The organism is Paenibacillus sp. FSL R5-0475, from assembly GCF_038004585.1.
Lineage (GTDB): Bacteria > Bacillota > Bacilli > Paenibacillales > Paenibacillaceae > Paenibacillus_AQ.
On the sequence record NZ_JBBORK010000001.1, the window covers coordinates 1,988,549 to 2,001,465 of the forward strand.

At 48.9% G+C, this 12,917-nt stretch carries 9 protein-coding genes; 6 read left to right on the forward strand and 3 right to left on the reverse strand.

All coding sequences use genetic code 11. The annotated features are described in order from the left end of the window. Positions 1 to 98: 98 nt before the first annotated feature. The 3 genes from MKX41_RS08715 to MKX41_RS08725 all read right to left on the reverse strand — a co-directional run bounded on the left by MKX41_RS08715 (position 99) and on the right by MKX41_RS08725 (position 6,016). A complete protein-coding gene (locus MKX41_RS08715; RefSeq protein ID WP_340969654.1) occupies positions 99 to 2,561 on the reverse strand; it encodes a LamG domain-containing protein in 2,463 nt (820 codons plus the stop codon). A gap of 79 nt (positions 2,562 to 2,640) precedes the next feature. Further along, positions 2,641 to 4,236, reverse strand: coding sequence for a response regulator (locus MKX41_RS08720; protein ID WP_340969657.1), 1,596 nt, complete (start codon positions 4,234 to 4,236; stop codon positions 2,641 to 2,643). Then, positions 4,217 to 6,016, reverse strand: coding sequence for a sensor histidine kinase (locus MKX41_RS08725; RefSeq protein ID WP_340969659.1), 1,800 nt, complete (start codon positions 6,014 to 6,016; stop codon positions 4,217 to 4,219). The genes MKX41_RS08720 and MKX41_RS08725 overlap by 20 nt, the downstream gene beginning before the upstream one ends. 239 nt (positions 6,017 to 6,255) lie before the next feature. On the opposite strand from MKX41_RS08725, the gene MKX41_RS08730 reads away from it, so the two are divergent. The 6 genes from MKX41_RS08730 (at position 6,256) to MKX41_RS08755 (ending at position 12,750) form a co-directional block, all read left to right on the forward strand. Then, on the forward strand, positions 6,256 to 7,629 hold the full coding sequence (locus MKX41_RS08730) for an ABC transporter substrate-binding protein (RefSeq protein WP_076283715.1): 1,374 nt from the start codon (positions 6,256 to 6,258) through the stop codon (positions 7,627 to 7,629). 84 nt (positions 7,630 to 7,713) lie between these two features. Then, complete coding sequence (locus MKX41_RS08735; RefSeq protein WP_076283714.1) at positions 7,714 to 8,658, forward strand: carbohydrate ABC transporter permease; 945 nt, start codon at positions 7,714 to 7,716, stop codon at positions 8,656 to 8,658. A gap of 169 nt (positions 8,659 to 8,827) precedes the next feature. Next, positions 8,828 to 9,613: a carbohydrate ABC transporter permease gene (locus tag MKX41_RS08740; protein WP_340974848.1), complete on the forward strand. Its 786-nt coding sequence runs from the start codon at positions 8,828 to 8,830 to the stop codon at positions 9,611 to 9,613. Positions 9,614 to 9,642: 29 nt separating this feature from the next. Beyond that, on the forward strand, positions 9,643 to 10,557 hold the full coding sequence (locus MKX41_RS08745) for an N-acetylneuraminate lyase (RefSeq protein WP_076283712.1): 915 nt from the start codon (positions 9,643 to 9,645) through the stop codon (positions 10,555 to 10,557). A gap of 338 nt (positions 10,558 to 10,895) precedes the next feature. Then, positions 10,896 to 11,954: a glycoside hydrolase family 88/105 protein gene (locus MKX41_RS08750; RefSeq protein WP_339241129.1), complete on the forward strand. Its 1,059-nt coding sequence runs from the start codon at positions 10,896 to 10,898 to the stop codon at positions 11,952 to 11,954. Further along, on the forward strand, positions 11,947 to 12,750 hold the full coding sequence (locus MKX41_RS08755) for a polysaccharide deacetylase family protein (protein WP_076283710.1): 804 nt from the start codon (positions 11,947 to 11,949) through the stop codon (positions 12,748 to 12,750). The genes MKX41_RS08750 and MKX41_RS08755 overlap by 8 nt, the downstream gene beginning before the upstream one ends. Positions 12,751 to 12,917 lie beyond the last annotated feature (167 nt).

The window sequence follows — 12,917 nt, forward strand, 5'->3', positions numbered from 1 at the left end:
GTTTTTGTTTGATTCCAATTCTTGTGTCACATCTGCCGATCAAGAGAGAATCAGCGCTAAGGTCCAAGTACTTGTCCTACAAGGAACTGTACACCGATTTAATCACCTACAATTTCGTTCAGTAAAAGTTCTTCCGTTAACGCATAGCGGTACAGCCGAACCTCGTCGATTAGGCCGTTCATTGTGGAGGACGAGTTATGTCCGGCGGTCAACGACAGTTTGTTCGAGATGTTACCTCCGAGCAGCGAATTATTTTCTCCAACTAATATACCGTCTACATACAGTCTCAGTCCCGTGTCCCGATCCGCTACAGCCGCGACATGATGCCAGTTGCCGTCTGTATACGTCTGCGTCGATTGTACGACATCGGCGGTGCTACCGTAATCGAGCCAGAATCGAATTGTATTGTTGCTCTCGATTCGCAGGGCGTAGGAAGCGTTAGTATCCCCTTTATTTACGATGTATTTCGGCGTGCCGACAACATTGGTTCTAAACCAAGCGGTCAGGCTAAAGTCTTGATCTGTGCCGAAGTCGTACAAGCCGGAATCCGGATCACCAAGCTTGACGAATTGTCCACTTCCCGAGAATTGGACAGCTCCACCTGATTTACCTGATGAGCTGCGAGCCACGCCGTTCAAAAGCATCCCGTATTCGTAATCGCTTATATCGTTGGCTGTGATAATGCCGCTTCCCACCGTCGGTTCGTCAAAGCTCCAGCTGCCAGCGACACCACCAAGAGCAAGCATCTCATGTTCTTCTAAGACATAATTGAATAATTTAACCTCAGAAATCAGCCCCTTTAACGTCAAAGCTGAATTAGAACCAATCGTCAGGGGGAGGTTGCTAGCTATGTCGCCTCCCAGGAACGCAGACGATTGCGCGACAATCAATCCGTCGACGTACAGCCGTAGTCCGGCATCGCGGTCTGCCGCGCCAGCGACATGATGCCACTTACCGTCCGCTAAGGAAACGGCGGACTGTACTGCATCGAACGTATTCCCGTAATCGAGCAAGAATCGGAGTGAGCCGTCCGCTTCGAAGCGAAGCCAGAAGGAGCCGTTGGTATCGCCTTTGTTCACGATATATTGGATCGATCCGGTATGGCTTGTCTTGACCCATGCCGAGACAGTAAAGTCTTGCGTCGAGCCGAAGTCAAACGAGCCGTCCGCAGAATGGCCAAGGTTGACGTGATCGCCAGCTTGGGAGAAGCTCAGTGCTGGACCAAAGTGCCCTTCCGCGCCCGGTACTGCACCTGAGATCGAGCCGTCGTTTCCTGCACTTGATGTATCGACGGCCGTCATCCCGGCTGTTTCGTTCAGCGGCCAGCTCCCGAGCAATGAACGGTTCCACCAGATACGCGACACGATGGTACTGTTAGGCTGGAGCGAATTCCACTCATTGCTGGTCACAATACTCAGCTCTGGCGTAACATCCAGCGTGCCAAAGTTCCCGAGCTGCGCACGGTCGGTCGTGTTCGGCATCACGTTGTGCTCTGTTTCCTTCTTAAGCCTAAGCGTTTCCGGATTCATCTTGGCCATCCATAGAGGCGCCCGATATCGGAACACATCCGAATTGACGGAATCTTGCCGAGTATAAACGAGATACAAGCCGTCCGGTCGCGTAATCCAATGCATCTGCGTATTCATGCTACCGACGATGGGAGTGCCGTCTTCCCACTGTAGATCAACGGCGGGCTGCCAGTCGATACCGTTGACGCTCTTGGTCAAACGATTATTCGTGTCATCACGGCTCGTCAGGAAGTATTCGCCGCCGAACATGGTCAGCGAAGCCTCGATACCTGAACGATTGCCGTGTACGCCGGTGTTCGGGACCGTACCGCTCATGCTTTCGTATATCAACGAGGTCCCGTCGAAGGAGGCGGTCACAACTTGCAGCGCGCCAGAGCCGGAGGTCGAATGGATCGGCCATAACACCTTGCCCGTCTGCTCGTCTATGTGTGGATAAGAGCTTCCCGCATGACCGAATACTTGTGGCCAATCAAAGAGTTGCCAATCTGCACTCCAGGCTTCGATAGTTGGGTCGAATACGGCGTATGCCGGATAGGTTTGCTTTTTTCCGAAATTGGCTTCGTACGACTGCGCCATGCCAAGCAGTATGATCTTGCCGGTTGCAGCATGATAGACAGGAACGGGATCGATGAGCATGCCCCTGTAGCCATTCGGAAGTGTCTTCCAATCGTATTGCGGGATAACGTTGTAAGGCGTCCAGTTGTCACCAAGATTAGTGCTGACCGTGTAGGCGATGTCATAAAACACGTCAGAGTGGTTGTCGTTCAAATCTTTGGATGCCGTGCACAATATCGCCGGAGTGCCATTTTGACCTTGTCCCGGCAGGGTGGCACAACGCGTATGAGACCACCAGAAATCATTGGTGCCATCATTTGCATAGATCCGTTTCGGATCGACACGGTAACCAGTAGCGGCTGCTGGCACAGCCAAAGCCGCCATAAGACAAACGAGCAGCAAACAGGAAACAGCTTGTTTCAAAAGAATCATCAGCTCCTTGGACATAAAATATAAAGCGCTTACATTAAGAATCATACCAAATCAACTCTTTCTAACCTATTGGATAGAGTCTAGATTTGGTAGATTATATTAATCTTTTGAGCGGTATGGCTGATCAATTTTGGCGATTGCGGTATTCGGTCGGTGTCAGGCCAGTCCTTTTTTTGAACAGACGGCAGAAATATTTCTCGTCTTGGTAGCCGGAGCGGAGTGCCACCTCATAGGTTTTCAGAGAGGTTTCCGCAAGTAATCGTCTCGCTTCGGCAAGCCGTATTTCGGTCAAGTAATCCGACAGGTTGATGCCTTGGACCTGCTTGAACAAAAAGCTTAGATAGACGGGCGACAAGTAGACTGCCTGTGCTGCTGTCTCCAGCGTCACATACTCCCTGAAATTATCCTCAATAAATCGCTTTGTCTTTTCCACGATAGCGTTTTTACCGACTTTGCGAAAATCGAGGGTCCGCCGCAGAAGTACGTCCAGATAGCGTCGCATTTCTTCCACTAACTGCTCCAACGTAGACGTCTCGAAGAACATCGTAATTTGACCTGCGGGAAGCAGTTCGTCGAGTGCCAGCTTCGGGTGCATGCCCATCAGCGAGTCCGCAGCTGCCACCATGTGCTGGAGTGCAATGGATTTGGTCACTTGTACAGGATAGTCGCGGCTCTTCAAATGTTGGATAAAGTCCTCTAGCCATCGGGTGAGCTGATCGGGATTACCGACTTTGAGCGCAAGTTGAAGCGCTTCGTCAACTGGAGTGGAAGCTGGAAACTTCTGATTCGGTGAGACGGTATTTTCCCATTCCAGATCCTCAACGAACACGACCTGGTTTTGACCGGTATAGTATTTGTACTCCAACGCCGTCCGAGCCGATTGATAGAGATGTTTGCCCTCCGTATTGAGGCTCATCCCTTGCATCGATACCCCGATCATCACCATATAGTGAAGCGCCTCGCGCAGATTACTTACCAGTCTGCACAAATCCTCCCGAAACTGAGCCTTCTGCGACGGTGTGACATTGGCCTGCAGAATGAATCGGTTGTGCTCAGGACAAATTAAGAATTTGTCAGGCCATGCCGCAAGCGTCTCCTCAGCTATATTCATAACAGCAAAGTTCATCAACTGCTGATCTTCGTAAGAGTAGTTTTTCGGAAAGTCTGGATCTTCGTCCAACTCGATGATTGCTAGATATACGGGACCGATCCGTAGAGGGATGTGTAGGAACTCCGTTTTTTCCACGAACAGATCGTCGTTGAAGCAGGCGCCCTCCAGCAAAGAAGTAAGAAAACGGAAACGGATCAGTGGCAGATGGTCCTTAAGTTGACTTTTGAGCTTTTGCTCATCTTTCCATTGCTGTTGGATGGATAGGACAACATTCAGCAGCTGGTCGAGATCCGGTGGCTTTAGTAAATAATCCAGTGCGCCTAGCTTGAGCGCCTGCTGTGCGTACGTGAACTCGTCGTGTCCGCTCAAGATGATCGATTTAACCGGCAGCTCCCGCGCATGGATTTCCTGCAACAGCTCCAGGCCAGTTTTGCCCGGCATCCGGCAATCCAGTAACAGCAGATCGGGCTTATCTCGCTCGATAAGCTCCAGCGCTTCATCTCCGTTATCGGCAGGCGGAAGCCAAGTAAAACCATGCTCCTCCCATGGAATAAGGGCACGAAGGGCTTGGGGTACGATGGGTTCGTCGTCAATGACCATGATTTTCATAAAGCAGCCTCCATTGGTTTTCGTCTGATATGAGCGGGATAACCAGCATAACACGCGTGCCATGCCCCAGTTCACTCTCAATACGTAGTGCGTATTCCGGCCCGAACATCATCGTCAGTCTTTCATTGACGTTACGGATGCCATAACCGGTGCCGCTGGTATAACTTTCAAGCAGAGAACTCGCCATCTCCGGGCTCATGCCGCATCCATCATCTTCGACGACGAATTCAACCCGCTGCTCGTCCAGTTTTCTTCCTCTGATCGAGAGCGTGCCGGGCTGTGCCCGCTTTGTACTAAAGGCGTGTAGAATCACGTTTTCCACCAATGGCTGCAGCAGTAGCTTCATCATATAGAAGTGAATGATGTCAGGATCGATCTCATAACAAGGAATGAATCGGTTCGGAAAGCGGGCATATTGGATATGAATATAGGCCTTGACCTGGCTCAGCTCCTGACGAATCGTATAATAATCTTTACCCTTGTTAAGAGAAAGACGGAAGAGCTCAGTCAGGGATTGCGTTACCTGGGCTGTATTATCATCACCGTTCATTTTCGATTTAAGGAAAATATAGTCCAGCGTATTGTACAGAAAGTGCGGTTCGATCTGAGTCTGAAGCGTCTTAAGTTCAATCATCTTTTGTTTTGTTTGACTAATGTACACTTTCTGAATGAGACTGTTCGTTTCCATGACCATATCATTGTACTTTTGGGTAAGCAATCCAATCTCATCTCGTGAGGTGACCTCGACATTCTGGTTGAAGTCGCCCCGTTTGAAGTTGTTCATGGAACGGAGTAACTTCTTAATCGGTTTTGTAATACTGCGCGATAGGAATACCGAGCAGAACCCGACAAGAGCGAGCAGCGATACCGATAGGGCGAGAGTTACATTTAGCATGATTCGGTGTTGGCTACGGATAATTTCCAGCGGTGTGAGGCTCACAATGTTCCAAAGATATGGTTCCACGACCGTACTGGCGACGGAATAACGCTTTCCGTTAATATCATAGATCTCCGAATGCGACTTAAGTGAAAGCTGCTGCTTGAGTTTCAGATCGTCCATCAGTGTTTTTTTTAATCCATTGTCCTGACTTTTGCTCGATACAAGATTGTAGTTGTCATCAAAAATAAAGATGTTAGAGGAGCGCACAATCTCAATATCCTGAATGATATTGCCGATAGCGTCACGATTAACACCCATAAAAAGCAAGCCGAGCTTGTTGTCCGGGTCATATAAATCGACGATCCGCCGTCCAATCATAATTTCATTGTAGCTGTGCCCGAATGTAAATAGGGGGGTGCTGTAATACGTCCAGAATGCCTCGCCGTCCCGGGAAGCAACAGCGGTGTATAGCGGCATCTCAGCGAAGTCTGAATAAGGGATGACCTGCCGGAAAAACTCGCTGAAATCGCGGTACAAAAAGCCGTTTTGGCCGTAGATAACAAGGAAGCTAACGTATTTTTTGGCGGCTTTGATGTTGTCGAGATAAGCAAGTGCGGCAGCCTGTTCAGTGTTGACCGGTCCGTTATAATCCCGGCTGAGCAAGCTTTGTAAGCTAACGTTATTCATAATGTAGGAAGTAATGTCTCCGGCGTCGTCTAGCATCAGCTTGATGTTATTGCCGATCAAACGTACCGTCTGGGCTTGATTTTGCTCCGTTTCCTTCTCTAGAGAGGAGGTGGCGGTCCGAAACGAAAAGAAGCCGAGCGTCAGCAGCGGAATGAGGACGAGTAATACAAAGGATACGAACAGTTTCGTTTGCAGATGTCTGAATACGAACATGGAAAGCCTCCCAACAGGCGGCGCTTGATCATCCGCATAGGAAAATAATGTTATAAGCAATTGATACTGTTACATTAGCAAATCCTTTCTCTACATTCAATATGGAGGTAGAAGATCGAAACCAGTTACTTGACGAAGTCCACTAAACCTTGAAATTGCCGCATTGTTGCGTATCGAATCTGCGGGTAAGATGGGATTGTGCACAAGCAAGACAAGTCCAAACGGGAGGATGATCAGATATGCGCAGGGGGAAAAAGAGATTTGGGTTCGGCGCGGTGGTTGTTGCACTGTCGCTGTTAGCGAGCGGATGCGGAACATCTGGCGGGAATAACGCGGCAGAGAATGGAAAGAACAGCCAGCCGCCATCGACGGCGGCAAGCGGAGAGGCCATCGACTGGAACACAGTCAAGGCTGACATCCGGTTCGTCTATCCGGGAACTTCAGAGGCGGAGAAAGAGCTGGCTGAACAGTTCAAGGCGAGAATGAAGGAAAAATATCCGAACGTCAATATCGAGTACATGTATCTGTCGTGGGCCGATATGGAGAAAAAACTATCCGTCATGTTAAATTCGGGGGACGTCCCGGATCTCACACAAACGCAAGACATCACCAATTTGGTTCGATTGAACGGCTTGGAAGACTTGACCCCCTATTTTGAGCAAGAAGGCGAGCATTTGAAGAAGGACGATTTTCTGCCGGGTACGATGGAATATGCCCAAGAGGATGGCAAACTGTACGCTGTACCGAATCTAGCGAACTCCTTCACGATGATCGTCAATGAGAAAATGCTGAACGAAGCAGGCATGAAGCTGGAGGACTTGCAAACGTGGGAGGATGTTGAGAAAGCAGCCAAGGCGATGACGAAAGACGGCAAGTACGGTTTCGGCTATCCGCTTGGAACAGCCCGGTTCGCATTCCGTGTGCCGTTCACGGCCGCATATAGCAATAATCTGCTGCTGAGCGATACGTCAGCTGAGAGCAAAAACAAATACCTGGAAACGCTTCAGCATTTCAAAAATCTGGAGCCTTATCAGCCGAAAGCGCATCTGACCTGGGGGTACCCGGAAATGTTTCGCGCATATAGCAATGGCGAGGTTGGCATGATTGCGGCGGGAACGTTCTTTACAGCCAATGTATACAGCATTAACCCAGACATCGTCAATGTCTCCCGTACGATTGCGTATCCGAAGGGGCCTTCAGGCACATCAGCCAAAGCGCCGGTATCGAACGTCGGTATCGCGATGTTCAAGGACAGTAAAAACAAGGAAGTCGCCTGGAGACTCATTCAGGAATGGTCATCCCAGGAATTCAACAGCACGGCAGCGTCCGTCGTCAACGTGACGGCGATCAAGAGTACAAGCCTCGATGAAATTATCAAGAAGTCAGAAAAAATTTATCCAAAAGCGATAGAGGGACACAAGACGATGCTGAACGACTTCAGCAAGCTGCTGGATGAATCCGGCGTTCCGATGGACAAAATTCCGGGACAAAGCGAGATGGAAGTCATCGTTCAGGAACAGATGGCCAAGCTGCTTAACAACAAAGTGACGGTAGAAGAGGCATATGCCTCCATCAAAGACGGCATTGACAAAATCAAGGCAAAACTGGAATAGGCCAGACTCCGTTGGAGCTGCATGCCGAGCCATTGCAGCTTCACAGGATGTTATGGGACCGGTGAAGGAAAGGAAGCGTAAGAAATGTCCGACATACTGAGGCTAGATAGGCAGGATCCGCCGCTCAACCGACAGCGGGGACGCGTTTCGGCGTTTTTTCGGGAATTCGGCTTCGGGTATTTTTTGCTGGCGCCCGTCGTCCTTTATATTGTGGTATTTCAATTTTATCCGCTTGTGGAAACGATCCGGCTGAGCTTGTACGACTATTCGCTCATCTCCGGACGTGGCATGTCATTCAACGGCTTCGGCAATTACAAGGAGCTGCTCGTGAATGACGGAGCTTTCTGGCAAATTTTCTGGAACAGCTTCATCTGGGTTCTGGGTTCCACTGCCCTTCAATTCGCGATTGCAATACCCGCCGCAATTATTCTGTTCAGCAAGATACGGTTCAGAGGGTTGTGGCGTGGATTGATGATGGTTCCATGGGTATCGCCGGTCGTCATTATCGGCATTGTCTGGAAGTGGATTTACGACGGTCATTACGGACTATTCAATCATTATTTAAAAATGTTTCACTTGATTTCGGAAAATATCGTCTGGCTTGGAGATGAACAACTGGTCTGGCCCGCACTGCTGCTAACGTCGGCGTGGAAGGGATTCCCCTATATTACGCTGATGATGCTATCTGGACTCACGGGCATCTCCCAAGAAATGATTGAGGCGGCGCATATGGATGGGGCTTCCGCGTGGCAGAGGTTTACCCGGATTACGCTGCCAATGCTCAAGCCGATCATGTACGTGACCGGGCTTGTCAGTATTGTCTCCTCCTGGACCAAATTCGAAATGATATGGGCGCTGACGAACGGTGGACCGGGCTATTCGACCAGTATTTTGCCGACGTATTTATATACGAATTCATTCGTTTACTTCGATCTCGGCAAAGGTTCGGCCATCGCTACGCTGTCGATGGCGATAGTATTGATTCTCGTCGGTATCTACTCGCGTCTGTTCGGCCGAAACCTAGAATAGGCATCAGAGGAACGATATTATACCCGATTAAAACGATGTTCTAACGAGTCTTGGTCCTGCTTGTACTATGCAGGATAGTACCACTAACAACGATGCATGATTCGAGGTGCGACTTATGAAAGAGTCTTTTGCTCAAAGAACGGCAAATTATGTCTGGCTGGCGCTGTTGATGGTATTCACGCTGCTGCCGTTCGCTTGGTTGATCGTCACGACGCTGAAGTCGGACACGGAAATGTTCTCAACGATTCCGACCTGGATCGTGGACAATTTGACTTGGGATCATTACAGATGGGCGCTTGGCGATGTAGGATTTCAGCTGCCCCGACTGCTGCTCAATTCAATTATCGTATGCGGTATCACCGCACTGGTTACAGGAGCCATCGCCTGCATTAGCGGCTATGGTCTGGCCCGTTATAAGGTACCCGGCGTTAGCCTGGTCGTCGTGCTAATCGTGCTGGCCCAGATGATTCAGGGTCCGTTGATCATGATTCCCTGGTACAAAATAGCGGCAGCGTTTTCACTGCTGAATACGAAAGCGATTTTGGTCTTAATTTACGGGACACTGACGATACCTGTTGGTGTGTGGATTATGAGCGGGTTTTTCCGTACCATACCGCCCGAGCTGGAGGAAGCAGCGGCGATTGACGGATCAGGCAAGTGGCGGACGCTGTTCACAGTCATTATTCCGCTTAGTTTGCCGGGGTTGGTGTCAATCACACTATATGCATTTATTCTCGGATGGAACGACTACCAGTACTCGCTCATTTTAACCAGCTCTATCGACGCAAAGACCGTTCAGGTCGGCATCGCCGAATTGATGGAAAGCATGGGTTCGACCAACTGGGGCGGATTGCTCGCAAGCGGGGTTATCGTTATTTTACCGATTATCGTCATTTTCGCATTTATTCAGAAATATTTGATCGAGGGAATGACCGCAGGGAGCGTAAAGGGTTGATAGTTTTTTTAAAAAAGGAGCCGATAGAGATGACTAATTCTTATGATTTCAAAGGCGTGTATACCGCGCTTATTACGCCGATGCACGATGACGGTAGTATTGATCATGAGTCACTTGCCCGTCTAGTTCGACATTTGCAAAGCCAGCGCGTTAAAGGGTTTTATGTAGGAGGAAGTACTGGTGAGGGCTTCATCCTGAATACGGTGGAGAGGCAAGAGGTGCTGGAGACAGTCGTCCGCGCGGCGGAGGGGAAGTCAACGATCATTGCCCACGTCGGAGCCATAGGTACGGAAGCTTCAATCGAGTTGGCGCGTCATGCCGAACGGCAGGGCGTCGATGCGATGTCGGCAGTGGTGCCGTTTTATTACAAGACGACAGTTGAACAGATCAAGGAACACTATATTGCAATTATGGCCGCTGTCCCGCTGCCGATGCTTATCTATCATTACCCGGGAGCGACAGGCGTCCAATTATCGATGGATTTCTACGAAGAGATGGCCCAGTATCCCCAATGCATCGGCGTCAAATTCACATCCCTCAACCTGTTCGAGATGCAGCAAATTCGTGCCCGCTGCGGAGACCGCTTTCTAATCTTTAACGGACATGATGAGGTGTATGCGGCTGGCGCGCTCACTGGAGCCGACGGCGCTATAGGCAGCACCTATAATATGATGGCTCCGTTATTCGTTCAGATGTATCAAGAAGCGGAACATGGGAACTGGTCAAGTCTTTCAAAACTGCAGGGCGAGGCGAATGAGGTCATTGCGAATATGGTGTCTTTCGATGTGATCCCTTATGAGAAGTATATTTGCTATGCACAGGGCATTATCCGCTCGTACAGAGCAAGGCAGCCGTTAAAGCAACTGACGGAGGTAGAGACAGCGGCAATCCGAACGTTTTATGAAAAAAGTGCTGTTTTGAAGGTATCGGCTTATCAAGTGTAATAAATTGATGATGACAATGGAGCCAGGATGTAAAGAATACATGCGATCGGCGCAACTAGCAGCTTGCCCTCACCTTCCAGGCAAAAATATCTTGTTTTGTCCAATAAACCCGTCACGGAAAAACAAACCCATGATATGCGCTTCTGTTCCAAAAGGAATGATGAGCAGTAAGTGAATATTACCATGTGTTATTCCAATGCTTTCTTGCTAATTTGGAAATTCCCCATAAAACCTGAACATTTACTCAAGTTTTGAGGGGGATATCCTTTACATTTACAATAGAGCCTTTTGAAAGGGAACAACAAAAGTATGATTCTTGTTCAGGGGAGAGGATCTAGATGTTGGGAAAAGATGAACTAGCTGAACTAGCGGATCGCGTCTATCATCGGATGATCGATAAGACGACGAATGATTGGGGAATGGGTATCGATAGCTGGGATTGGGTTCCGGGCGTCGGCGTCATTTCAATTCTGGCTTACGGCAAATTAATGAACAATCATGAAGCCATCGAATATTTGCTTCAATGGACGGCTCGAAATAAACAATTGAGTGAGCAAGTAAATGTCATCAATTCCATGGCGCCGTATGCGATCTTCCCTGATTTGTATCGGCTGGGGGGCGAACATTGGTACTTGGATACCGCGCTCAATGTCGGGGATTGGATGCTAACGGAAGCACCACGCACGCGGGAAGGTACTTTTGAGCATACAGTCACGGAGAATGTTCAGTTTTCCGAACAAGTGTGGGCGGACAGCTTATTTATGACCGTACTCTTTCTGGCTCGACTTGCAAAGCTAACTGGTGATCGCAAATACGCGATAGAAGCGGAATTCCAACTACTTAGCCATTTACGTGTGCTTCAGGATCCGTCAACGGGTGTATTGTTCCATGGCTGGAATTGTGAGGAGAAGAATCATATGTCCTCCGCTCGTTGGACGCGTGCGAATGCATGGGTCATCCTCGCAATTCCTTGGATTGCGGAGGAGATTGGTACCACGACGCCATTTTCAGATGAGATTGTAGAACGATACCAGCGGCTTGCAGCAGGACTACGGCATTTCCAAGGGGTATCTGGCATGTGGAGTACCGTCATGGATCAATCCGAATTTTATAAGGAGACATCCGGGAGCGCAGGCATCGCGGCGGGTTGGTTAGCTGGTATGCGATTAGGTTGGCTGGATGATTCATACAAGAAAGCCATTAATCTGGCATTGCATGGCGTTATAGATCGGATTGACCCTGACGGTACAGTACAAGGGGTATCTGGAGGAACGCCAGTTATGCCGAGCATTGCGGCCTATGATGAAATTCCGTGCATTCCGACCCTGTATGGCCAAGGGCTAACTCTTATTCTGTTATCACTCGCACACGCAGACTGTGGAAAATTCTATGCCTAATGTACAACTGACGTTCCCTGAGGGGAAACATAAGGTACTCACGATGAGTTATGATGACGGAAGATCAGCCGATAGACGATTGTTGCACTTATTCAATCAATATGGCATTAAAGGAACTTTCCATTTAAATTCAGGCCTGGCCGGACATCACGAACGAATTCCTTTGGAAGAAGTCAAGGATCTGTACAAAGGCCATGAAATCGCGGTGCATACGGTTACGCATCCGACACTAACACGATGTTCAAGGGAGCAAATCGTTGGTGAGATAATTGAAGACAGGAAGTCTATAGAACGAGTCACAGGCTACCCGATCAGAGGGTTTTCCTATCCCAACGGTTCATTCAACCGCCAGATCCAAGAGATGCTCCCACACCTCGGGATCGAATATGCCAGAAACGTCCTAAGTCATGGGAATTTTCACCTGCCAGATGATTACTTCGCGTGGAACCCGACCTGTCACCACAACCAAAACCTTCTTGCGTTGACCGAGACATTCAAGCAGCTTGGTCGAAGACAGCATCTTTATTTGATGTATATCTGGGGACACAGCTACGAGTTCGATCAAGACAGTAATTGGGAACTAATCGAGAGCTTTTGTGAATCGGTTAGTGGTCGTGAGGATATATGGTACGCGACGAACATCGAAATCGTAGATTACATGCGAATCTATCAGAGCCTACGATTTTCTGCTGCGATGGATCTTGTATACAATCCCTCTTATCATTCGATATGGCTGGAAGTGAATGGTGAAGTCATTGAAGTGAAAGGCGGAAGTCAAATAATACTGGTACGGTAATCTGACCACGCAAACAACGAATTCGTAATCAAGATAGATTCCCTTTTGTACATCAAGGCTCTTAACTAGAGAGAAACGATGGAACAGGAGGGAGTTTTTCTATTTCTAGAATTTTAAAGAGTGATATAGGAATTCACGACGAAATGAATGACATCCAATCATCTGCT